A 22,285-nucleotide genomic window follows, 5' to 3' on the forward strand; every position below is an offset into this window, starting at 1 on the left:
GGTCAGGAAACAAAAGGCAAACAAATGCAAAAACAGCTCGTAACGCTTGCAACATCGGCGATACTGAGTCTTACGGCGGTCTCGGCTCAGGCCGCCATTTTGGATGACGTCAAGGCAAAGGGATATGTGCAGTGCGGCGTGACCGGGGGCGTGCCGGGCTTTTCTGCGCCTGATTCCAACAATGTGTGGACCGGCATCGAAGTCGACTTTTGCCGTGCCTTGGCAGCAGCCGTTTTCAATGATGCCGAAGCTGTCCGCTATACCTCGCTGACCAGCCAGGAACGCTTCACGGCCCTTTCCGCCGGCGAAGTCGACGTGCTGTCGCGTACGACCACCTGGACCATGAGCCGCGACACCCAGCTCGGCATCAGCTTTGTCGGCACCATGTTCTATGACGGCCAGGGCTTCATGGTCCGCAAGGCCGACGGCATCGAATCCGCTCTCGACCTCAGCGGCGCCGCTGTCTGCATCGAATCCGGCACCACCACCGAATTGAACGCAGCCGACTACTTCGCTGCCAATGGCCTGGAATTCAACACCGTGGTGTTCGTGGACCAGGACGAAGTTGTGAAGGCCTACGAAGATGGCCGTTGCGACGTCTACACCACTGACTCTTCGGCTCTTGCTGCCGAACGTTCCAAGTTCGCCAATCCCGATGATCACATCATCCTGCCCGAAATCATCTCCAAGGAGCCGCTTGGCCCCGTGGTTCGCGCTGGCGATACCCAGTGGTTCAACCTTGCTCGCTGGACCTATTTCGCCCTGCTCGAAGCTGAAGAACTCGGCGTGACCTCGGCCAATGTCGACGAGATGCTCGGCTCTGATAACCCGGCCATCAAGCGTCTCCTCGGCGTCGAAGGCGACTTCGGCACGCCGCTCGGCGTGACCAAGGACTGGGCTTACCAGATCATCAAGCATGTCGGTAACTATGCCGAGTCCTATGACCGCAACGTCGGCCCCGCAACCCCGATTGGGCTCGAGCGCGGCCTGAATGCCCTTTGGAAAGACGGCGGCATCCAGTACGCCCCGCCGATCCGCTAATCTGAACGAATTGTGCCGGCGCCCCAAAGTGGGCGCCGGTCTCTTTGTTCTGTCACCTATGGCGCCTCAAAAGGGCGCATAGCGGTTACTTGCGGCCAAGGGACAGTATCATATGACCACTCGCGAACTGGGGCACGACGCTGCCCCCCGCGTCAGCTTTTACAATGATCCGGTGATCCGAGGGATCATCTACCAGATCGTTGTTGCCGTCATCCTTGTCGGCTTCATCTTCTGGATCGTGGGCAACACCGCCGCCAATCTCGCGGCACAAAACAAGACGACCGGTTTTGACTTCCTCTGGAAGACAGCCGGTTTCGACATCAGCTTCTCGCTCCTGCCATGGTCGCGCGAGTCCTACTATTGGCAAGCCTTCCTGGTCGGCCTGCTCAATACCCTGCTCGTTGCCTTTATCGGCATCATCTGCGCCACCATCCTGGGCTTCACCATCGGTATCGCCCGGCTCAGCAGCAACTTCATCGTTTCGCGGCTTGCGACTGTCTATGTCGAAGTCATCCGCAACATCCCGCTGCTGCTGCAATTGTTCTTCTGGTATTTCGCCGTGCTCAAGGCGATGCCGGCAGTGCGAGACTCGATCGCTTTGCCGCTCGACTCCTTCATCAACCAGCGCGGCATTTTCGTGCCAAGGCCCATACCCGACGAGCAGTTTGGCTTCGTCTGGATAGGTCTCGCCTTTGCCATTCTTGGTGTCCTGGCATTGCGGCACTGGGCAAAGAAGCGTCTCGAAGCCACCGGCAAGCGTTTCCCGGTGTTTCTCACCTCAGTGGCAATTCTGCTTGGCGTCACGGGGCTCGTCTTCGTAGCCAGCGGCGCCAGCGTCACCTTCGAACCGCCGGTTCTCGAGCGCTTCAACTTCAAGGGTGGCCTCGCGCTGCCGCCAGAATTCGTCGCGCTGGCCTTCGGCCTCACCATCTATACGGCAGCCTTCATCGCCGAAACGGTGCGCGGCGGCATCCAGTCGGTCAATCGCGGACAAACCGAGGCGGCTCAGTCGCTTGGCCTTAAGGAAAATGACCGGCTCCGCCTCGTCATCGTGCCCCAGGCCATGCGGGTCATCATTCCCCCGCTGACCAGCCAGTACCTCAACCTGACGAAGAACTCCTCGCTCGGCGCCGCCATCGGCTATCCCGAGCTTGTGAACGTCTTTGCAGGCACCGCCCTCAACCAGACCGGCCGCGCGATCGAATGCATCGCCATCACCATGCTGGTCTATCTCTGCTTCTCCCTGCTCACCTCGGCGATCATGAATTGGTACAACGCCCGGGTAAAGCTGGTGGAACGGTAGGAGGATCTGATGACCGATATTGGATTCGTCCGCTCTGAACTTGTCACCGCCCGCCCGGCACCCGTACGCACCACGGGCGCCATTGCCTGGGCTCAGAAGAACCTCTTTTCGACGCCGACCGACACAGTGCTCACTGTTCTGGGCCTGCTGTTCCTCGCCTGGATCGTACCGCCGCTTTACGGCTTCTTCTTCGGCAATGCCGTGGGGCCCAACGGCACGGTCGAAGAGTGCCGCATGGAAAATGCCGGCGCTTGCTGGGCCTATATCGCTGCCGAAATGGAATTCTTCATTTACGGCTTCTATGACATCGCCGAACAATGGCGCCCGAACATTGTCTTTGCCTTGGGCGTCATCCTCCTCGTGCCGCTCTTGATCCCCAAGGTCCCCTTCAAGCGGACAAATGCCATCCTCTTCATCGTGGTCTATCCCATCGTTAGCTACTTCCTGCTGGCCGGCGGTGTTTTCGGCCTCAAGGTCATCCCGACCGAGAAGTGGGGCGGTCTCCTGGTTACCCTGATCATTTCTGTGATCGGTATTACCCTGTCCTTCCCGTTGGGCGTCATTCTGGCGCTTGGCCGCCAGTCGCAGATGCCCATCATCAAGACCGTCTGCGTCGGCTTCATCGAACTCATCCGCGCCGTGCCGCTGATCACCATTCTGTTCATGGCCTCGATCATGCTGCCTCTGTTCATGCCGCAAGGCATGACCGTGGATAAGTTCCTGCGGGCGATCGTCGGCGTCACGCTCTTCACCTCGGCCTACATGGCTGAAGTTGTCCGCGGCGGCCTCCAGGCCATTCCTCGCGGGCAATATGAAGCGGCGTCCGCCCTGGGGCTGGGATACTGGAAACGCATGTGGTTCATCATCCTGCCACAGGCGCTCAAGCACGTGATCCCGGGCATCGTGAACAACTTCATCTCGTTGTTCAAGGATACGTCCCTCGTCTACATTGTCGGCATGAAGGATCTGCTCGAAGCGGTGAAGACCAAGAACGACACCGCACTCGAATGGCAGTCTGCAAACACCGCGACCACCGGCTACATCTTTGCCGCCATGGTCTTCTGGGTGTTCTGCTTCGGCATGTCTCGCTACTCCATGTACATGGAGCGACGCCTTAACACTGGCTACAAGAGGTAGCTCCATGTCCCAGGTTTCCGAAACCACCGTCGAACGAGAAATCGACACCAGCCAGATGCAGGTCTCCAAGACCGAAGTCGCCATCGACGTCGTCAACATGCACAAGTGGTATGGCGATTTTCACGTGCTGCGCGACATCAACCTGCGCGTGATGAAGGGCGAGCGTATCGTCATTGCCGGTCCCTCGGGCTCCGGCAAGTCGACGCTCATTCGCTGCATCAATCGCCTGGAAGAGCACCAGGAAGGCCAGATCATCGTCAATGGCACCGAACTCACGGCCGATCTCAAGCGCATCGACGAAGTGCGCCGCGAAGTCGGCATGGTGTTCCAGCACTTCAATCTCTTCCCGCATCTGACCATTCTGCAAAACCTGACCCTCGCCCCGATCTGGGTGCGCGGCATCCCCAAGGCCGAGGCCGAGGCGACCGCCATGCACTATCTCGAGCGTGTGAAAATCCCCGAGCAGGCCAACAAGTTTCCCGGCCAGCTCTCGGGCGGTCAGCAGCAGCGCGTTGCCATCGCGCGTTCGCTCTGCATGCAGCCTCGGATCATGCTCTTCGACGAGCCCACCTCGGCGCTCGATCCGGAAATGGTCAAGGAAGTGCTCGAAGTGATGATCAACCTTGCCGAAGAAGGCATGACCATGATCTGCGTGACCCACGAAATGGGCTTCGCCCGCCAGGTGGCCAACCGCGTCATTTTCATGGATCAGGGGCAGATCATCGAGGAGAACGAACCGGAAGAGTTCTTCTCCAACCCGCAGCATGAACGCACCAAGCTGTTCCTAAGCCAGATCCTTCACTGACTTCGAGCCGTGCCGCAGGCAAGATCGCTCCAGTGGAGCGATCTTAGGTGAGAAGGCCATGAGACCTATGGTCGAATGGCACGGAGGCACAACAAACGCAGGGCCCTCTCTCCTCAACAGGAGAGGGGACCACCACCGCCCCGACGCCCCCCTCATTGTCCGGTGGAATTGCGCCCTCCAACTCAATCCCCGCCTTGACCCGGCGCCTTGCCCTGCCAATATGCGGGGCCACGAAGGGAAGCCGCGGATTGACCCCAGTTTTCAAGCGATTGCTGCCGCTGGCGGTGGGCTTTGCCTGCGCCCTCTCGCTTGCCGTCTCCGCGGCCAGCGCACAGACGCTTGATGCGGTACGTGAGCGCGGTTTCCTTGTCTGCGGCTCCAGCAATCCCTTGGCGGGCTTTGCGCAGCAGGATGCCAATGGCCGTTGGTCGGGCTTCGACGTCGACCTCTGCCGCGCCCTTGCCGCCGCGGTCTTCGGCAACCCAGATCTCATCGAATTCCGCGCCTTCCGCGGCGAGGCACGTTTTGCTCCGCTGCAGACTGGGGCGGTCGACGTGCTCATGCGCAACGGCGCCTGGACTGCCGGCCGCGACCTTCGCTATGGCGCCCGCTACGTCACGCCGAGCTTCTTCGACGGGCAGGGGTTTCTCGTCCCCCAATCCCTCAGCGTCGTCTCGGCCTACGAGCTCAACAATGTCACCGTCTGCGTGGTCGATGCTTCCGACGCGGTCGAGGCTCTCGACGACTTTTTCTTCTCAAATCAGACCAGCTATACCGACGTCGTCTACGAGGACATCGCCGATCTCATCGTAGCCTATCGGGCCGGCATGTGCGACGTGATCTCCGCTTCGGGCCGCCAGCTGCAGGCCATTCGCCGCGAACTGACCGACCCCTCCCAGCACCGCATCCTGCCCGAACGCATTTCCAAGGAAACGCTGGGCCCCGTCGTGCCAGGCGGCGACGACCAGTGGTTCGAAATCGTCCGCTGGACCATTTTCGCGCTCATCACCGCCGAGGAAGTCGGCGTCACGAGCCTCAACATCGACTCCCTGACCGCCGCGCGCTCAGCCGATGTCCGCCGCCTGCTGGGCGTCGAAGGCGATTTCGGCACGGCTCTCGGCCTGCGTCCGAGCTTCATGACCGATGCCATCCGTGCCGTAGGCAATTATGGCGAGCTCTTCGATCGCCATTTCGGTCCGCAAACCGGCGCCGCCATGCTACGCGGCCAGAATGCCCTCTGGAGCAATGGCGGCCTGCTCTACGCTCCGCCGATCCGCTAGGACCATTCGGCTCAGGCTGAGACGAAGTCGCTTGGTCCTACAGTAGCGGTGAGAACAGGCGCGCCGCCTGCGTGAGGAAATACAGCGTCACCGGCCGGGTCGAGACCTCCGCCAGGCTGACCTGCCGGCAGACCTTGAAATCGTCGTCCAGCATGTTCTCGACATCGGCAATCGCCTTGTCATCGGTGAACCAGAGCGTGATTTCGAAATTGATGGCGAAGGAACGGTTGTCGAAATTGACGCTGCCAACCGTAGCAATGTCGTCATCCATCAGCACCACCTTCTGGTGCAGGAACCCGTCTGTATAGCGATAGACCGCGATATCGTGCTCCACCATGGCGTCGGCGTGAGCGATGCTGGCGAGCCAGACCAGTGCATGGTCCGGATTGTCCGGCAACATGATGCGCACATCCACCCCGCGCAGCCGCGCCGCAAAAAGCGCGGTCCTGATGTCGGTGTCCGGCACGAAATAGGGGCTGACGATCCATAGGCGCTTCCGGGCGCGGCCGATCAGATCGACATAGGCAATGGCACATTCCTCGAGCTGGTCCGCCGGGCCGCTGCCCATGACCAGAACGGATTGATCGCCCGGCGTTTCAAGATCCTTGGGTGGGGTCGCCGGCAGGCGTTCGCCCGTCGCCCATTCCCAGTCCTCGCGGAAAAGCAGTGCGCATCCAAGAGCTGCCGGCCCCGAAACGCGCACATGCGTGTCGCGCCAGCGCCCAAACTTGGCATTCTCGCCGAGATATTCAACGCCCACATTGTGCCCGCCCACCCAGGCATGCTTGCCATCGGCGACCACGATCTTGCGGTGGTTGCGGTAGTTGATGCGGGTAGGCCCATAGACGCGCAGGAATTTATGGCGCTGGTTGAAACCGGCAACCTTGATCCCGGCGTCGCGCATCTGGGTACGAAACCGCTTCGGCATGCCGGTGCTGCCGATGTCGTCATAGAGCAGGCGAACCTCGACCCCGGCTTTCGCCTTGGCGATCAGCCGCTCTGCCAGTTGCTGACCCAGCCGGTCGTCGCGGATGATATAGAACTGCACCAGCAGATAGTGTTCCGCCGCGTCTATCCCGGCAAAGATGGAGTCGAAGGTCGCCGTTCCGTCGATCAGCAGCTCGACGTCATTGCCTCGAAGGAACGGAAGCTCGGAAACCTGCACCTGAACGGGCCATTTGGCATCCGTCTCCCGGTCAATCAACGCCAGGTCCTGGGCGCGAAGCGGCCGATCAGCACGACCATTCTTGATCCGGTCGGTGGCGTAGTCGTCGAAGAACTTCCAACCGAAGATCATGTAGAGGAAGGCCGTCGGGAACGGCAGCAGCGCCAGCGAGATGAGCCAGGCGATCGAGCCCTGCGATGTTCGGGAATTGAAGATTTCCCGCACCGCACAAACAAAGGCCAGCAAATAGATCGCCGCCATGATCGCCGCAACCAGATGCAGATCGGCGACTATGGCCCGCAGGATATCATCAATGCCGAACACGGCGATCCTTCCAAGATGTTGATGCGCAATCTATCAGCCACACGGCGTTCGACAATACCGCGTTGACACGCGCCGCTGCCTCGCTAGCATTGGTAACGGTCCGTGCAGCCGGCCGCTCGCATCCCTTGGGAATGGTGAATGCACGACTTCGAGATTGGTTTGACCCCATAAGCGGGCGAACCGTCAGCAATGCGAGCACTGACTTCGATACGCCCGCCAGAGAGGTTCAGACCATGCATACGTTCATGGACGCAAAACTCATGGCCAAGCTGCTGCGGCAGGCATTGGCCGAGCGCGGCCGGCAATTATCGCACAGCGACAGTCTCGAAATGGTCGCGCGCCAGTTCGGCTTTGCCAATTGGAACATACTGAGCGCGCGGATCGATACGATGGAGCAGATCATGAAGCCGCTGCCCATTCCGGAAGGCTGGCAGGATGGCAATGGCAATCGAGACGGCTATTTCTCCATGGGCCTCGATCCGGAAAGGCCAGGCTGCGCCGTCATCAGTAGCACACCCCTGGCGGACCATCTGCCGGCCAGCCAATTTGCCACGCTTTCGCAGAGCATTGCGGCCGAGCCGTACCTCGGCAACGCCATTCGCGTCGAATGCGAACTGGCCTCGGAAAATCTTGATGGGTCCGGAACGATCTGGCTGCGGGTGGACGGTCAGCGGGCCAATGCCATCCGCTTTGACAATCTGTTGGACCAGCCCGGCGTCCCGCTAGGCGGAACACAGGACTGGAGGCGCTTTTCGATCGCTCTCGATGTGCCGGAAGAAGCGGTTAGCATTCATTTCGGCTTTCTCTTGCGAGGTCGAGGAAAGCTTTGGGCCCGCAGTTTTGCGGTCGAGAGCATAGCCGCAACCGATGCGCCTTCGCGTCGGCGCGGCTACCGAAATGATCGCCCGACCAATCTGGGCTTCGCCTGAAGACGGCGAGCCGGCCTCAGGCCGGCTCTGCCTCGATGATGTCCGAAATATCGATCGGCGCCCGGTCGTCCATCCAGGCGGGCACCGGCAGGTCCTTCGACCGCAGGAATTCCGGGTTGAAGATCTTGCTGGCATAGCGGTTGCCGTAGTCGCAGAGCACGGTGACGATGGTCTTGCCCGGCCCGAGATCGCGCGCCATGCGCACTGTACCGGCAATATTGATCGCGCTCGAACCACCCAGGCACAGGCCCTCATATTCGAGCAGGTCGAAAATATAGGGCAGGGCCTCAGCGTCGGAAATCCGATAGGGCAGGTCGACCTTCAGACCCTCGAGATTGGCAGTGATACGGCCCTGGCCGATGCCTTCGGTGATCGAATTGCCTTCGGACTTCAGCGTGCCATTGGCATAGTATTCGTAAAGCGCCGCGCCTTCAGGATCGGCCAGGCCGATCTTGATGTCGGGATTGCGCGAACGCAGCGCCTCGGCAACGCCCGCCAGCGTACCGCCCGAGCCGACGGCGGTGATGAACCCGTCGATACGGCCATTGGTCTGGCGCCAGATTTCGGGCCCGGTGGTTTCGATATGGGCGCGCTTGTTCGAAACATTGTCGAACTGGTTGGCCCAGACCGCGCCTTCGGGCAGTTCGCGATTGAGCTTCTCCGCCAGGCGCCCGGAAATCTTGATGTAATTATTGGGGTTCTTGTAGGGCTTCGCCGGTACTTCGATCAGTTGCGCGCCATAGAGACGAAGGGCGTCCTTCTTTTCCTGGCTCTGCGTCTCGGGAATGACGATCACCGACTTGAAGCCCAGCGAATTGGCCACCAGCGTCAGGCCGATGCCCGTATTGCCCGCGGTGCCTTCGACAATCGTGCCGCCAGGCTTCAGTGCGCCGGATTTCACCAGATCATGAATGATGAACAGCGCGGCACGGTCTTTAACCGACTGCCCCGGATTGAGAAATTCGGCCTTGCCCCAGATTTCGCATCCCGTCAGCGCCGACACCCGGTTGAGACGGATAAGCGGCGTATTGCCGATGGCGGAAATGAGGTCTTCGTGCTTGGCCATGATCGTCCGGGACTCTTGTTGCTGAACAACCAAAGTATGGGTCAGACCCGTCACGAACAAGTGTCAAACACCGGCAATGGCACGACTTTCCGGTCTTCGGCCATGGAACGAAACCCTCGGCTGGCGGAGTCGAAAAAGACGGTTTCTTTTTCTAAAGCTCCGCCTGCCGGTCCAGCGCCCGCTGTCGGGAGGCCTTGAGGTCAACAAGGGGCCGCGGATAGGTCGTGCCGATGGAGACGCCTGCCTCCCGCAATACGAAGTCCGGAGCACTGGCGGGGTCATGCACCCACTTGTCCGGCATGTCCTTCAACTCAGGCACCCATTTGCGCACATAGTCGCCGGCTTCATCGAACCGTTCGCCCTGGGTGACGGGATTGAAAATCCGGAAATAGGGCGCCGCGTCCAGACCACAGCCGGCCACCCATTGCCAGCTTGCCGGGTTGTTGGCAACGTCGCCGTCGACAAGGCAATCCCAGAACCAGCGTTCGCCGTTGCGCCAATCGATCAGCATATTCTTGGTCAGAAAGGACGCGACCAGCATCCGCACCCGGTTGTGCATATAGCCGGTCTGCCAGAGCTCGCGCATGCCGGCATCGATGATCGGAATGCCCGTCTGGCCCTTTTGCCAGACGGCTTCCGCCTTGCCGTCGCTGTGCCACCGCATCCCGCCGTATTTTTCCTGCATCGGCACCGTGGCGATGTCCTGGCGGTGGTAAAGCTGATGATAGCTGAAATCACGCCAGGCCAATTCGGAGAGAAATTTTTCCGCGGCCGGTTTGACCTCTGGTTCAGCCTCCATCCGGGCCAGCGTCGCGTACCAGACCTGCCGCGCGCTGATCTCCCCAAAGCGCAAGTGCGGTGACAGGTGCGACGTGACATCACGCCCAGGAAAGTCGCGACCTTCCGGATAGCCTTCCAGCCTTTCGTCCAGAAAATCGTGCAACGACGACTGCGCCGCACTCTCCCCTATCTGCCATTGCCCCTCGAGCTTCCGCGACCATTTCGGCGCCCGGTAGTCGCTGTCATAGCTCTCGGCTTCGATAGCCTCTCCGACCATATCAGACGCTGGCAGCGGCGGGTCGATGCGACAATCCCTGAGCGTTTTCCAGAATGGAGAAAAGACGGAGTAAGGTCTCCCTTGCCCTGTGGCGATGGTCCAGGGCTCGGCGAGCACATTGCCGACATGGGAAGCAACGCTAAGCCCGCGCCGGCGGAGATCGGTCTTGATACCTTGGTCAAGCTCCCGCTCGCCCGGTGCATAGCGCCGGTTCCAGTGCACGGCCTGCACACCTTCTTCGGCAATCACCTTGTCGAGGACTGCCGCCGCCTCGCCGGAGCGGACTAGTAGCGGAATTCCTTTTTGCCCCAGAGCCTTTCCAAGTGCTTCGAGGCTCTTGTTCAGCCACCAGCGCGCCGCGCCCCCGGGCGCGCGCACGCCTTCGTCGGTTTCGTGGACATAGAGAGCAATAACCCTGCCGCCATCCGCACGCGCGGCCAGCAAGGCAGGGTTGTCGCTGAGGCGCAAATCATTGCGCAGCCAGGCTAGGCTTGTCGGTCGGTCCACGGTTCTGCTCCGATGCTGTCCGGCACTACGACCGGCAGCGGCGATCGGTTCAGTCCAGAACCTCTTCCATCACCTCTGCCAATTGCTCGAGCGCGGAGCTCCAGGCTTCCATCGAGAAGATGCGCGTCTGCGGATCGGCATGCGGCAGGCCGCGTTCGACAAGGGTAATTTCGGTATTGTCGTCGTCGATAGCCCGAAAGGTGATGTCGAGCACGAAGAGTAGTTCTTCGTCATTCTCCTCGTCCCGATGCACCCAGGACATGACCAGCCTCTTGTCCTCGACAATGTCGAGAATTTCGCCGGTTACTTCGTGGTCGGCGTCGTCGTCCTCGTCGGCATAGGTGACGAAGCGATATTCGCCACCTTTGACGGCATCGAACTCGGCCTCATCGACCTGCCACTGTTCGATCAGGGCGGGATCGGTCCAGGCGGAGAAGACATCGCTCACATTGGCGCCGATTTTTCGCGTGAGCGTGATCTGGCTTTCGTTGTCGAGATCGATGTTGTCGCTCATGCCAGCTTCTCCTTTGCTTCGGGGTGCAGTTCCGCAGTTCTCGGCAGGAAGATAGTAAGAATACCAAGAACCGGCAGGAACGCGCAAATCTGGAAGACGGGGATAATGCCGATCCAGTCCGCCAGCGCGCCCATGGCTGCAGCGCCGAGCGCGCCGATACCAAAGGCAAAACCGAAGACGAAGCCGGCAATCATGCCGACCTTACCCGGTACCAGCTCCTGCGCATAAACCACCATGGCCGAGAAGGCCGAGGAGAGAACCAGACCCGTCATGACGCTCATGGCGGCGGTGCCATAGAGATCGAGATAGGGCAGCAGCAGTGTGAAGGGCAGGGCGCCGAGGATCGAAACCCAGATCACCGACAGACGGCCGTAGCGGTCCCCGATCGGCCCGCCGATAAACGTGCCGGCGGCCACCGAGCCGAGGAACAGGAAGAGGTAGAGCTGGGCTTCCGGTGCCGACAGGTTGAACTTTTCCATGAGGAAAAAGGCGTAATAGCTTTTGAGGCCTTCGATATAGATGAACTTGCTGAGCAGCAGCGCGCCGATGACGACGAAGGCGACGATGAGGCGATTGCGCGACAGCGCCGGCTTCTTGTGGCTTACAGCCGGACGCGATGCCGCTTGGCGCTGGTGCTCGACAAACCAGCGGCCGACATAGACGAGCAGCGCAATGCCCGCAAAGCCGGCAATGAGAAACCATGCGGTGGTCTGCTGGCCCATGGGAATGAGGATGAGCGCCGCGGCCAGCGGACCAAAGGCAGTGCCGAGATTGCCGCCGACCTGGAACAGCGACTGGGCAAAGCCGAGCTTGCCGCCCGAAGCCATGCGGGCCACGCGCGAGGCTTCCGGGTGGAACAGGGCCGAACCCGTGCCCATGACCACGGCGGCAATGAACAGCCAGGTAAAGCCATTGGCAAAGGCGAGGCCCAGCACGCCGATGGTAACGATCGTCAGCGAGATAGCCAGGCTATAGGGATTGGGCTTGAGATCGCCACGCAGCCCAAAGATCGGCTGCAGGAAGCAGGCGGTGATCTGCTGGCCAAGCGTGAGCAGGCCGATCTGCAGATAGTTCAGCCCGTAATTGTCCTTGAGCAGCGGATAGAGCGCCGGCAGCAGGAATTGCAGCAGATCATTGAGGAGGTGCGCACCGCTGACGGCAAAAATGATGGTCAGGGCGGTTTGATGGCCCGCCGTTGCGGCAGGGCTGCTCGTTTGCGTGGTCATGTCGGACAATCCAGGAAGGAACCTCCTCCTAGCCCTATGATCTCAGCGCGGCAACCTTTGCAGCCCAGAATGAGCAAAATTTGTGCAACCCGATGTGGGTTCAACAAGTGCCGGATCATTTGGGGGGACGGGTCTAAAGAGACCCGAATGGCTCCGCGAGCTGGACTCGAACCAGCGACCATTCGATTAACAGTCGAACGCTCTACCAACTGAGCTATCGCGGAACACTTCGGTATGGCCCTCGGCGTCGAAGGCGAGGTCCGTGTACCCAAACCTGTTTGGTTTGCCAAGCCCTTATTGCGGAGCCTGTGAATAAATGTGTCATATCCCCAGCGCAAATGCCCGGCGTTGCAAGGCAATCAGGTCATCAAGCGTATTGAGGTTGGAAAAGGGATCGGTCGCCGCCTCTGCGGTCCAATCCACTGCCACGGCGTCCAATTTGCGCAGAATCGACTTCGGGCCAGCAGATTCGCTTGTCTCTTCAAGGGCATCGCGCAGCGCGCCGATCCGCCAGGCGCTGTTCGTGGGATAGATATTGTCGCCCCACGCGGCATAGGCCGCGCCTGATTCCGCAGCCGCTTGGCTGAGGCGCTCGGTATAGTCGGATGGGAGGAAGGGCGCATCCACTGCCGCCGTCACCAGCATATCCCCAGCCTCCGCTCGCGTTTCGAGATAGCGAACGGCTGCCCTGATGCCGGCCAGCGGCCCCATACGCGTCGTGTTTTCATCGAGGACGCAGACGTGCGGCCCAATCGTGCCTTCTTGCCCTGATGCAATCAGCAACTCGGCCACTTGGGCCTCGAAGACCCTGGCTACCCGCTCCAGCAATCGCACGCCGCCAATCCTGAGATCGGCCTTTCGTACCCCGTCAAGGCGCGAGCCCTCTCCGCCGGCCAATATCAGGCCGAACGTTTTGCTCATTTTTGTGCGGGTTGCCGCAGGAGCAGCAAGAGCACGATGCCGCCGACAAGCCCCCAGAAGGGAGCGCCAATGCCGAAAATGGTGATTCCCGATGCTGTAGCGACAAAGGTGAGAATCGCAGGCAGCCGCGATTCCTCCTGCGCCAGCGCGCCGGACAGGGCCGAGGCGAGGCTCGACAGCAAGGCGAGGCCAGCCACGGCTTGAATAAGAATGGGTGGCGAGGCGGCAATAAAGGCGGCGGCAAGGCTCGCTGCAAGACCCAGCAGGATATAGACCCCACCGGCCGCAACCGGCGCCGGCCAGCGTTTTTGCGGGTCGGGATGTGCCTCGGGCCCCGCGCAGATCGCGGCGGTGATGGCGGCCAGGTTGATTGTCTGCCCGCCAAACAGCGCCGTAAGGCCGCTGGCAATGCCGGTCATCACGAAAATGGGGGCAGGGGCGAGCGAAAAGCCGTTGGCCTTCATCACCGCGATCCCGGGGAGATTCTGCGAGGCCATGGTAACGACGTAGAGCGGCAGGCCGATTCTCACGATGGCATCCCAGGTGAATTCCGGCATAACCGGCAGCAGCGTGGGCCAGGTGCCGTCGAGCGCGCCTTCGGGCAAGTGCGTCGTCAGCGCAAGCACGATCCCCGTGACCACCACGGCAATCGGCACGGCATAGCGTCGCGCAAACCGAAGCCCGAGCATCCATGCCAGAAGGATCGGCGCGGCCAGCAAGGGCGCTTCGGCCAGGGCCGTAACCGGCGCCAGACAGAGCGTCAGCAGCATGCCGGCCAGCATGGCATTGGCAATGGCCGCGGGAATGGCGGCGATCAGGCGCGCCAGCGGCTTCAGCAGCCCCGTCAGCACGACCAGCGCTGCGGTCACAAGGAAAGCGCCGGCCACAGCGGGAAAGCCGCCGACAGGTTCGCCCACCGTCAGCAGAAACGCGACGCCCGGCGTGGTCCAGGCAAAACTGATCGGTACCTTGGCGCGAAACGCCACAACGATATTGAGCACGCCAAGCGCGAGGCAGACCGAAAACAGGCCCGAACCTGCCTGTTGCGGCGAAGCGCCTGCGGCGGTCAGCGCAGCGAGAACGAGGGTAAAGGTGCTGGCATAGCCGACGATAGCCGCCAGCGTGCCCGCCATGATGGGCTGCAAGAATTCCCTGCGCCCGGTCGGCGCGATGGATTGTGAGCCCCCATGCATGGCGATTCCCCTTCGCAAGACAGCGGCACGCTAACGTTTTTTTGGGTTGGGTCTACCGGTTTTCCCTTTGGTTCAAGGGGTCTGGCAAGACTAACTCTCTGATCGGTAAGCTCTTCTTAAGTTTTCGCGAGGGGAAAATTAACCATAATCGCAAATTCTCGCACTCAGATTCATGTGATGTTGAGTGCTCATCGTGCTGCCCTCCCGCTTTCTGCTCTGCCTTCTGGTGTCCGGCATCATGCTGGGTGGCTGTGCCAAGCCGGTAAGCCCGCAACGGCTAAGCGCTACGCCGGTGGTGGATGCGATGAAGACCTCCGCCATCGCCGTTCCGGCCGTGCTCAAGATGGAGCAGCCGCTCCCGAATGAAATCTTCGCGCCGCGCAGTATCGGCGGCCGCACGCTGGCCGTTTCGACCACGGCCGACATCATTCTGCATCCAGGCGAAGTCGTGTTGACCTTCGATGATGGCCCGCGCGCCGGCAAGACCGAGACAATTCTGTCGACGCTGTCCGACTACGGCGTCAAGGCAACCTTCCTCATGCTCGGCTCCTCTGCCGCCGCCAATCCGCGGCTGGCGCAGCGCGTGGCGATTGCCGGCCACACCGTGGGCAGCCACACCTATGGTCACGTCAATCTAGGCGATCTGTCCCGCCAGGAAGCGATCGAAGAAATCGTCAAGGGCGAAGAAGCGGTTTCTGCCGCTCTCGCCGGCGGCGGACAAAAGCTCTCCCCCTTCTTCCGCTTCCCCTATCTGTCGCAGACCGGTTTCCTGCGCACCGGCCTCATCCAGAGCGGCGCAGTCGTGCTCGATGTCGATATCGACTCCAAGGACTACTTTAAGGATACGCCCGCTGTTGTCGCCGCGCGCACGCTAAGCCGCCTCGAAGCCCGTGGCAGTGGCATCATCCTCTTCCACGACATCCACCAGCGTACAGTGGACATGCTGCCAATCTTCCTCGATCAGCTCGCTCGTCGCGGCTACAGTGTCGTGCGCCTCGTGCCGCGGGACAATTCGGTCTTTGGCCGCGATCTCATCACCGCCGGCTTTGCTGAAGACGGCGCCGTTCTCTGATCTGTTCGACCTGAAACCTGCAATGCACGTTCCTTTTGCATTTCCACGCAATGCATAATTTATGTGCGTGTGCCGCCGATTTGTGCGCACGGCGTCCTTGAGGCGATGCTGCCAAAATGACAAACATCTGAATTCCTTGCATTTCGCGGCCAATATCGACTTGGCACGCTAGCTGCATAGATATCCCCGAGACTGCTCTTAGCGAGCTGTTTGATCGGGCATCCAATGAGGGATGCCACAGGCAAAGCTGCCAATGGATTTGCGACTGGGTTCAAGACCGGTCTGCGCTTCCATTGGCAGCTTTTTGTTTTTGTAGGGATGAAAGGCATGACACACATGCAGTCGACTTCCTCGGCGCACCCCACCCGCGCCCTGACAATGTCCACGATAGCCTTCACCGTGTGCTTTGCGGTCTGGACCATCTTTTCCATCATCGGCGTCGGGCTCAAGACGGAGCTCGGGCTGAGCGAGACGCAGTTTGGCCTTCTTATTGGCACCCCGGTGCTGACCGGATCGCTGGTGCGCGTGCTTCTGGGCGTGCTGACCGACCGCATGGGTGGCCGCATCGTCTATGTCATCACCATGCTCGCCGCGGCGCTTGCCACTTTCCTTCTGTCCTTTGCCCAAACCTACGAGCAGTTCCTGCTGGCCGCGCTTGGCGTCGGGCTTGCCGGTGGCTCCTTTGCAGTCGGCGTCGCCTATGTGTCGCGCTTCTACCCTGCCTCCAAGCAGGGCACTGCGCTCGGCATTTTCGGCGTCGGCAATGTGGGCGCCGCGGTCACCAAGTTTCTCGCGCCCTTCATCATGCTTTCCTGGGGCTGGCAGTCAGTCGCACTGATTTGGGCCGCCGCGCTCGCCATCATGGCTGTGGTCTTCTGGTTCACCACCGAGGACGACCCGGTCATCGTGCAGCGCCGCAAGGAAAGCTACCAGCCCAAGAGCCTGCTCGGTGAATTCGCCCCGCTGCGCAACGTGCAGGTCTGGCGCTTTGCGCTCTACTACTTCTTCGCCTTCGGCGCTTTCGTGGCCCTGACGCTCTGGCTCCCGCGCTACCTGATCGGCGTCTACGGCTTCGATATCGCTACGGCCGGTCTGGTCGCCGCCTTCTATTCGGTTCCCGCCAGTATCTTCCGCGCCTATGGCGGCACCCTGTCGGACCGTATCGGCGCCCGCACCGTGCTCTACTGGACCTTTGGTGTTTCCCTCCTGGTCACCGCCATCCTGGCCCTCCCGACATCCGACTTCGTGGTCGCGGGCATCAATGGTCCCGTCACGCTGCACTTCGAACTCAATCCCTGGGCCTTCGTGGCGCTGGTCTTCGTGCTCGGCTTCTTCATGAGCCTGGGCAAGGCTGCCGTCTACAAGCACATCCCGGTCTACTATCCGCAGAGCGTCGGCGCCGTCGGCGGTCTGGTCGGCATGATTGGCGGCCTCGGCGGTTTCATCCTGCCGCTGCTCTTCGGCTACCTCAACGATGTCACCGGCATCTGGTCGAGCTGCTTCATCGCGCTCTTCGTGCTCGTGGCTGCTGCCTTCCTGTGGATGCACCTGGCGGTGCGGCGCATCGACCGGCAGCCAGTTGGGCAGCCCGCATGACGGCGAAACATAGACTGGTCGTGGTCGGGGCCGGCATGGCCTCCGGCCGCGCCCTCGAGCACATCTTCGCCAATGCGCCGGGACAGTATGAGGTCACGCTTTTTGGGGCCGAGCCCCGCGGCAATTACAGCCGGCTGATGCTGTCTCCGGTGCTGGCAGGCGAAAAGACCTTCGAGGAAACCGTGACCCATGACGCGGCCTGGTATGCCCGTCATGAGGTCCGTACCCGGTTCGGCGAACACGTCACAGCCATCGACCGGCATCGCAAGCTCGTCATCTCCCGCGGTGGTGAAACGCCTTACGACACGCTCATCATCGCAACGGGATCGGCGCCCTTCGTCCTGCCGGTCGCCGGCAAGGACCTGCCAGGCGTTCTCGCCTTCCGCGACCTCGACGATGTAGAGGCCATGATCAAGGTTGCCTCCCGTCCCGGAACGCGGGCCGTGGTTATCGGCGGTGGGCTTCTCGGGCTCGAGGCCGCCGCAGCCCTGCGCCTGCGTGGCATGGCTGCAACCGTGATCCATGCCGCGGGCCACCTGATGAACCGGCAACTCGACCCCGTCGCCGGCCGCATGCTGCAACGCGCCTTCGAGGATCGTGGCATCGAAATACTCTGTAACGCCCAGACATCCGCCATTGTAGGTCATGGCAAGGCCGAGGCGGTCGTGCTCGATGACGGGCGGCTTTGCCCTGCGGACATCGTTGTGATGGCCGTCGGCATCCGCCCCGAAACCCGTATCGCCACCGACGCGGGCATTCACGTCGAACGCGGCATCGTGGTCGACGACCAGATGCGGACGTCCGACCCGCATATCTATGCGCTCGGCGAGTGCGTCGAGCACAATGGGGTTTGCTATGGCCTCGTGGCGCCGCTCTACGACATGGCCGCGGTGCTGGCCGATACGCTCGCCGGCAAGGAAGCAACGTTCCAGCCAGTCGAGACCGCGACCCAGCTCAAGGTCACCGGCATTTCCATCTATTCGGCCGGAGATTTCGCCGGCCGTGACGGCCATGAAGAAATCGTGCTGCAGGACGAGGAAGGCGGCGTCTACAAGCGCCTGGTGCTGCACGACGACCGTATCGTCGGCGCCGTCCTCTATGGCGAAACCGGCGATGGCCCCTGGTTCTTCGATCTTCTGAAGCAGCGCACACCGACCGCCGACAAGCGCGACATGCTGGTCTTTGGCGAAGCCTACCAGGGGAGCGCCCCCGTGGACCCTATGGTGGCCGTTGCAGCGTCGCCGGCTGATCGCCGCAACTGCAACGGCCGCCTCAACTACCCAACGAAACGTGCTGCATGATCGCCCAGACTTCCACGACGACCGTCAAGACAACCTGCCCCTATTGCGGCGTCGGCTGCGGTGTTCTGGCCACGCCGCAGCCAGACGGTTCGGTCTCCATTTCTGGAGATCCCGATCACCCCGCCAATTTCGGTCGCCTCTGCTCCAAGGGCTCGGCGCTGGGCGAAACTCTCTCGCTCGAAGGCCGCCTGCTGCATCCTGAAATCAACGGAAACCGGGTTGGCTGGGACGAAGCACTCGACCTCGTCGCCACGAAATTTCGTCAAGCCATCGACGAATACGGACCCAATTCGGTCGCCATTTATGGCTCGGGCCAGCTGCTGACCGAGGACTACTACGTCGCCAACAAGCTCATGAAGGGTTTTGTCGGCACCGCCAATATCGACACCAATTCACGTCTCTGCATGGCCTCCTCGGTCGCGGGCCACAAGCGCGCCTTCGGCTCGGACACTGTCCCCGGCAATTACGAAGATCTCGAACTCGCCGACCTCGTTGTGCTGGTGGGATCGAACCTCGCCTGGTGCCATCCAGTGCTCTACCAGCGCCTCGCCGCCGCCAAGGCAAACCGGCCCGGCATGCGCGTAGTGGTGATCGACCCCAGACGAACAGCAACCGCCGACATCGCCGACCTGCATCTGCCAATCCAATCTGATGGCGACAGTGCTCTTTTCGTCGGGCTGCTCGCCCACCTCTCCCGCAACGGCCTTGCCGATCAACGCTTCGTTGACGAGCACACAAGCGGCGCCGAGGCCGCCCTTATCGTGGCCGAAGACTGGCCGGTAGATCGCGTCGCAACGGCATCTGGTGCACCGGCAGAAGACATCGCCCGGTTCTACGAATGGTTCGCCGCAACTGAAAGAGCCGTCACCGTCTATTCCCAGGGGGTGAACCAGTCGGCAGCCGGGACCGACAAGGTCAACGCCATCATCAATTGCCACCTCCTCACCGGCCGCATCGGCCGCAAGGGCATGGGGCCGTTCAGCGTCACCGGCCAGCCCAATGCGATGGGCGGCCGCGAGGTCGGCGGGCTCGCCAATATGCTGGCTGCCCACATGGATTTCACCGAGGAAGCCATCGATCGTGTCGGCCGCTTCTGGGGCACAAGTTCGGTTGCCACCAAGCCCGGCCTCAAGGCGGTGGACCTCTTTGCCGCCATGGCGCGTGGCGAGATCAAGGCCGTCTGGATCATGGCGACCAATCCCGTCGATTCCATGCCCGATGCCGACGGCGTCCGCGCCGCCCTGCGCGCCTGCCCCTTCGTTGTCGTCTCCGATATGAACGCCCATACCGATACCGCTCGCGAAGCCCATGTTCGGCTGCCCGCGGCCGGCTGGGGCGAGAAGGAAGGGACCGTCACCAATTCCGAGCGCCGCATGTCCCGCCAAAGGCCATTCCTGGCGCTGCCGGGCGAAGCGCGTCCGGATTGGTGGATCATCAAGGAAGTCGCCAAACGCCTCGGCTTCGATGCAGCCTTCAGCTATTCCTCGCCCGGCGAAATCTTCGCCGAGCATGTCGCCCTATCGAGCTTCGAAAACGAAGGAAAGCGCGATTTCGACCTCTCGGGCCTCGCCGACGCCGACTACGCTTCCATCGCGCCCACGCAATGGCCCGTGCGCAGCAAACCCATGGCCCGCATGTTCGCCGATGCCGGCTTTTTCACCCCCGATCGCAAGGCGCGCTTCGTCCCCGTCGCGCCGCCGCCCGTGATCCAAACTGCCCCCGGCAGCTTCGTTCTCAATACCGGCCGGGTACGCGATCACTGGCACACCATGACTCGGACCGGCAAAACGGGGCGCCTGTCCGCGCACTACGCCGAGCCATTCGTCGAGATCAATCCCGCCGACGCCAGTCGCCTCAACGTGAGGGGCGCCACTCTGGTGCGCGTCAGCAACAACCAGGGCAGCGCCGTCCTGCGGGCCATCGTCACCGATCGCCAACCGCGCGGCCAATTGTTCGTGCCCATGCACTGGACCGACCAATTCTCCTCGAACGGCCGCATCGACGCCCTGGTTCGCTCGAAGACCGACCCCGTTTCCGGCCAACCAGCTCTCAAGATGGCCTTGTGCCACATCGAACCCGTCCGGGTGCGCCTCTATGGCTTTTTCGTATCCGCGCAATCGCCAAAATTCGCCGACCTCTATTGGGCCATCGCGCCAAGCACGGGCGGGACACGGGGAGAGCTCGCCTGGTTCGACGAACCATCAGATTGGGAAACCTGGCTCCGCACCAGCTTCAGCCTGCCGGCAACGGCACGCACGAGAAGCCTTGTCGACGAGCGCTCCGGTCGGCGCAGTTACGCCGTGCTCGATGGCGGAAAGCTGATCCTCGCCCTCTATGCCTCGCCCGATCCGGTTGTTGTCTCGCGGCAGTGGGCAACCGAGCTGCTCGAAGTCGAAAACCTTTCCGCCTCCGCCGTCCTCGCCGGTCGGCCTGGGGCCGACATGCCGGACAAGGGCGCGGTGGTCTGTTCCTGCTTCTCGGTGGGCGCAAATACGATCGCCTCCGCTATCACGGAACAAGGCTGCGACACCGTCGAGGCAGTCGGCCACTGCACCAAAGCAGGCACCAATTGCGGCTCCTGCCGCCCGGAGATCCGGCGCATAATCGAGCGGCTTCAGGCCTCGGCGGCATAGAGATTACAATCGCTTAGCGGCACTAGCGGAATCTTTCCCAGAAATTCCGCTAGTGCCAAACGATCAGTATTCGTCGTCATCCTCGACATCGGTCAGATAGACCGAAAATTCGATATCGATGCCGTGCTTGGCAATGGCTGCCGCGACATGGGCAGGCAGCCGGGCCGACATGGCTTCGCCTTCCTGCGGATAGTCAAAAGCCAGATCGAGCACAGCGCGACCCAGCCGACGGTCGGCCAGCATCGCTTCGATCACCGGTCCGGTACGATCTGCCAGCTCCAGCAGCGACCTGATGGCATTTTCCACCGGCACGTCGACCTGACCGTAAAAGCTGCCTTCTGCATCTTCCGGCTCATAACGCACCAGAAGCTGCTTGAGCGCCTTTTCGGCCTCAAACTGCTGCAGCGTGAGGCCAGACAGCCTCAGGGCGATGGCGAAGGGCTCGAACGTGCTCATCCCTGTCTACCTGCCGTGGCGGCGAATAGCGCAATAGCGGCGGCGTTGGACACGTTGAGCGACTTGATCGGGCCCGGCATGTCGAGACGTACCATTTCGTCGCAGAGTTCGCGCGTCCGCTGCCGCAAACCCTTGCCCTCGGCGCCAAGCACTACGGCCAGGGGCCGGTCGTCCGTGCGGGGGCGCAGCGGGGCAGGGGCGTCGGAGTCGAAGCCCAGCACGATCAGACCACGCTCCTTGAGCGTTTCGAGCGCGCTGGCGAGATTGGTCACTTCGATCATAGGAACGAGATCGAGCGCACCTGAAGCCGCCTTCGCCATCACGCCGGTTTCCTGCGGCGAATGACGCGCGGTGGTGATGACAGCATCGGCGCCAAAGGCGCAGGCCGTACGCAGGATCGCACCCACATTGTGCGGATCGGTCAGCTGGTCGAGGACGACCACGAGCTTGAGCTGCTGGATATCGTTGAGGCCGAACCGGCTCACCGGATCGACTTCCAGCGCCGCGCCCTGATGCACGGCATCGCCGCCCAGCAGCCGGTCAAGCTCCTTGGGCGTCGTCTCGCGCACCTTCACCTTGCCGATCTGACCGATTTCGTTCAGGCGGCTAAGGGCATTTGGCGTCGCCAGAAGTTCTTTTTTGACGCGAAGGGGATTATCCAGCGCGGCCCGCACAGTGTGCAGGCCATAGAGATAAACCGGTCCGTCATTGGGATCGTATTTGGGCTTGGGCGGAAATTTGTTGCGGCTCATAGAAAGC

19 protein-coding genes and 1 tRNA gene are annotated in these 22,285 nt (G+C 61.6%); 10 read left to right on the forward strand and 10 right to left on the reverse strand.

Annotated elements, in window-relative coordinates; translation table 11 throughout:
• The first annotated feature begins 24 nt into the window (after positions 1–24).
• The 5 genes from ACSQ2A_RS05240 to ACSQ2A_RS05260 all read left to right on the forward strand — a co-directional run bounded on the left by ACSQ2A_RS05240 (position 25) and on the right by ACSQ2A_RS05260 (position 5,566).
• A complete protein-coding gene (locus ACSQ2A_RS05240; protein ID WP_436071357.1) occupies positions 25–1,041 on the forward strand; it encodes an amino acid ABC transporter substrate-binding protein in 1,017 nt (338 codons plus the stop codon).
• Between the two features lie 112 nt (positions 1,042–1,153).
• Positions 1,154–2,344: an amino acid ABC transporter permease gene (locus ACSQ2A_RS05245; RefSeq protein WP_436071358.1), complete on the forward strand. Its 1,191-nt coding sequence runs from the start codon at positions 1,154–1,156 to the stop codon at positions 2,342–2,344.
• A 9-nt stretch (positions 2,345–2,353) separates the two neighbouring features.
• Positions 2,354–3,481 carry an amino acid ABC transporter permease gene (locus ACSQ2A_RS05250; RefSeq protein WP_436071359.1) on the forward strand — a complete coding sequence of 376 codons (1,128 nt, stop codon included), beginning with the start codon at positions 2,354–2,356 and terminating at the stop codon, positions 3,479–3,481.
• 4 nt (positions 3,482–3,485) lie between these two features.
• On the forward strand, positions 3,486–4,286 hold the full coding sequence (locus tag ACSQ2A_RS05255) for an amino acid ABC transporter ATP-binding protein (RefSeq protein ID WP_436071360.1): 801 nt from the start codon (positions 3,486–3,488) through the stop codon (positions 4,284–4,286).
• Positions 4,287–4,534: 248 nt separating this feature from the next.
• Positions 4,535–5,566, forward strand: coding sequence for an amino acid ABC transporter substrate-binding protein (locus ACSQ2A_RS05260; protein WP_436071361.1), 1,032 nt, complete (start codon positions 4,535–4,537; stop codon positions 5,564–5,566).
• A gap of 37 nt (positions 5,567–5,603) precedes the next feature.
• On the opposite strand, the gene cls is transcribed toward ACSQ2A_RS05260, so the two are convergent.
• Positions 5,604–7,055, reverse strand: coding sequence for a cardiolipin synthase (gene cls / locus ACSQ2A_RS05265; protein WP_436071362.1), 1,452 nt, complete (start codon positions 7,053–7,055; stop codon positions 5,604–5,606).
• Between the two features lie 233 nt (positions 7,056–7,288).
• Between cls and ACSQ2A_RS05270 the strand changes: the two genes are divergently transcribed.
• A complete protein-coding gene (locus ACSQ2A_RS05270; RefSeq protein ID WP_436071363.1) occupies positions 7,289–7,984 on the forward strand; it encodes a glyoxalase superfamily protein in 696 nt (231 codons plus the stop codon).
• Positions 7,985–8,000: 16 nt separating this feature from the next.
• On the opposite strand, the gene ACSQ2A_RS05275 is transcribed toward ACSQ2A_RS05270, so the two are convergent.
• The 7 genes from ACSQ2A_RS05275 to ACSQ2A_RS05305 all read right to left on the reverse strand — a co-directional run bounded on the left by ACSQ2A_RS05275 (position 8,001) and on the right by ACSQ2A_RS05305 (position 14,408).
• The gene (locus tag ACSQ2A_RS05275) at positions 8,001–9,050 is read right to left on the reverse strand and encodes a cysteine synthase A (protein WP_436071364.1); all 1,050 of its coding nucleotides are present in this window, start codon (positions 9,048–9,050) and stop codon (positions 8,001–8,003) included.
• Between the two features lie 151 nt (positions 9,051–9,201).
• On the reverse strand, positions 9,202–10,614 hold the full coding sequence (locus ACSQ2A_RS05280) for a cryptochrome/photolyase family protein (protein WP_436071365.1): 1,413 nt from the start codon (positions 10,612–10,614) through the stop codon (positions 9,202–9,204).
• A gap of 49 nt (positions 10,615–10,663) precedes the next feature.
• Positions 10,664–11,128, reverse strand: coding sequence for an SRPBCC family protein (locus ACSQ2A_RS05285; RefSeq protein WP_436071366.1), 465 nt, complete (start codon positions 11,126–11,128; stop codon positions 10,664–10,666).
• Positions 11,125–12,354: an MFS transporter gene (locus ACSQ2A_RS05290; RefSeq protein WP_436071367.1), complete on the reverse strand. Its 1,230-nt coding sequence runs from the start codon at positions 12,352–12,354 to the stop codon at positions 11,125–11,127. The genes ACSQ2A_RS05285 and ACSQ2A_RS05290 overlap by 4 nt, the downstream gene beginning before the upstream one ends.
• A gap of 148 nt (positions 12,355–12,502) precedes the next feature.
• Positions 12,503–12,578: transfer RNA gene (locus ACSQ2A_RS05295), tRNA-Asn, on the reverse strand.
• Positions 12,579–12,675: 97 nt separating this feature from the next.
• The gene (gene mobA / locus ACSQ2A_RS05300) at positions 12,676–13,275 is read right to left on the reverse strand and encodes a molybdenum cofactor guanylyltransferase (protein WP_436071368.1); all 600 of its coding nucleotides are present in this window, start codon (positions 13,273–13,275) and stop codon (positions 12,676–12,678) included.
• Positions 13,272–14,408, reverse strand: a complete 1,137-nt coding sequence (locus tag ACSQ2A_RS05305; protein WP_436071369.1) for a benzoate/H(+) symporter BenE family transporter — start codon at positions 14,406–14,408, stop codon at positions 13,272–13,274. The genes mobA and ACSQ2A_RS05305 overlap by 4 nt, the downstream gene beginning before the upstream one ends.
• A 253-nt stretch (positions 14,409–14,661) precedes the next feature.
• Between ACSQ2A_RS05305 and ACSQ2A_RS05310 the strand changes: the two genes are divergently transcribed.
• The 4 genes from ACSQ2A_RS05310 to ACSQ2A_RS05325 all read left to right on the forward strand — a co-directional run bounded on the left by ACSQ2A_RS05310 (position 14,662) and on the right by ACSQ2A_RS05325 (position 21,070).
• Positions 14,662–15,540 (forward strand): polysaccharide deacetylase family protein, encoded by an 879-nt coding sequence (locus tag ACSQ2A_RS05310; RefSeq protein ID WP_436071370.1) that lies wholly within the window; start codon positions 14,662–14,664, stop codon positions 15,538–15,540.
• Between the two features lie 327 nt (positions 15,541–15,867).
• Positions 15,868–17,136, forward strand: coding sequence for an MFS transporter (locus ACSQ2A_RS05315; protein WP_436071371.1), 1,269 nt, complete (start codon positions 15,868–15,870; stop codon positions 17,134–17,136).
• Positions 17,133–18,437: an NAD(P)/FAD-dependent oxidoreductase gene (locus tag ACSQ2A_RS05320; protein ID WP_436071372.1), complete on the forward strand. Its 1,305-nt coding sequence runs from the start codon at positions 17,133–17,135 to the stop codon at positions 18,435–18,437. The genes ACSQ2A_RS05315 and ACSQ2A_RS05320 overlap by 4 nt, the downstream gene beginning before the upstream one ends.
• Positions 18,434–21,070: a molybdopterin-dependent oxidoreductase gene (locus ACSQ2A_RS05325; protein WP_436071373.1), complete on the forward strand. Its 2,637-nt coding sequence runs from the start codon at positions 18,434–18,436 to the stop codon at positions 21,068–21,070. The genes ACSQ2A_RS05320 and ACSQ2A_RS05325 overlap by 4 nt, the downstream gene beginning before the upstream one ends.
• 63 nt (positions 21,071–21,133) lie before the next feature.
• On the opposite strand, the gene ACSQ2A_RS05330 is transcribed toward ACSQ2A_RS05325, so the two are convergent.
• The gene (locus ACSQ2A_RS05330; RefSeq protein ID WP_436071374.1) at positions 21,134–21,526 is read right to left on the reverse strand and encodes a hypothetical protein; all 393 of its coding nucleotides are present in this window, start codon (positions 21,524–21,526) and stop codon (positions 21,134–21,136) included.
• A complete protein-coding gene (gene rlmB, locus ACSQ2A_RS05335; protein WP_353922259.1) occupies positions 21,523–22,278 on the reverse strand; it encodes a 23S rRNA (guanosine(2251)-2'-O)-methyltransferase RlmB in 756 nt (251 codons plus the stop codon). Before rlmB ends, ACSQ2A_RS05330 begins: the two co-directional genes overlap by 4 nt.
• Between the last annotated feature and the right edge of the window lie 7 nt (positions 22,279–22,285).

Origin of the sequence: Devosia sp. LjRoot3 (assembly GCF_964252865.1) — a bacterium.
Classification (GTDB): Bacteria; Pseudomonadota; Alphaproteobacteria; order Rhizobiales; family Devosiaceae; genus Devosia.

Bases quoted from the DNA above. Each gene is read 5' to 3' on its own strand.
- ACSQ2A_RS05240 (WP_436071357.1), top strand. From the start codon at position 25: ATGCAAAAACAGCTCGTAACGCTTGCAACATCGGCGATACTGAGTCTT.
- ACSQ2A_RS05245 (WP_436071358.1), top strand. From the start codon at position 1,154: ATGACCACTCGCGAACTGGGGCACGACGCTGCCCCCCGCGTCAGCTTT.
- ACSQ2A_RS05250 (WP_436071359.1), top strand. From the start codon at position 2,354: ATGACCGATATTGGATTCGTCCGCTCTGAACTTGTCACCGCCCGCCCG.
- ACSQ2A_RS05255 (WP_436071360.1), top strand. From the start codon at position 3,486: ATGTCCCAGGTTTCCGAAACCACCGTCGAACGAGAAATCGACACCAGC.
- ACSQ2A_RS05270 (WP_436071363.1), top strand. From the start codon at position 7,289: ATGCATACGTTCATGGACGCAAAACTCATGGCCAAGCTGCTGCGGCAG.
- ACSQ2A_RS05275 (WP_436071364.1), bottom strand. From the start codon at position 9,050: ATGGCCAAGCACGAAGACCTCATTTCCGCCATCGGCAATACGCCGCTT.
- ACSQ2A_RS05285 (WP_436071366.1), bottom strand. From the start codon at position 11,128: ATGAGCGACAACATCGATCTCGACAACGAAAGCCAGATCACGCTCACG.
- ACSQ2A_RS05290 (WP_436071367.1), bottom strand. From the start codon at position 12,354: ATGACCACGCAAACGAGCAGCCCTGCCGCAACGGCGGGCCATCAAACC.
- mobA (WP_436071368.1), bottom strand. From the start codon at position 13,275: ATGAGCAAAACGTTCGGCCTGATATTGGCCGGCGGAGAGGGCTCGCGC.
- ACSQ2A_RS05305 (WP_436071369.1), bottom strand. From the start codon at position 14,408: ATGGCGGGCACGCTGGCGGCTATCGTCGGCTATGCCAGCACCTTTACC.
- ACSQ2A_RS05315 (WP_436071371.1), top strand. From the start codon at position 15,868: ATGACACACATGCAGTCGACTTCCTCGGCGCACCCCACCCGCGCCCTG.
- ACSQ2A_RS05320 (WP_436071372.1), top strand. From the start codon at position 17,133: ATGACGGCGAAACATAGACTGGTCGTGGTCGGGGCCGGCATGGCCTCC.
- ACSQ2A_RS05325 (WP_436071373.1), top strand. From the start codon at position 18,434: ATGATCGCCCAGACTTCCACGACGACCGTCAAGACAACCTGCCCCTAT.
- ACSQ2A_RS05330 (WP_436071374.1), bottom strand. From the start codon at position 21,526: ATGAGCACGTTCGAGCCCTTCGCCATCGCCCTGAGGCTGTCTGGCCTC.
- rlmB (WP_353922259.1), bottom strand. From the start codon at position 22,278: ATGAGCCGCAACAAATTTCCGCCCAAGCCCAAATACGATCCCAATGAC.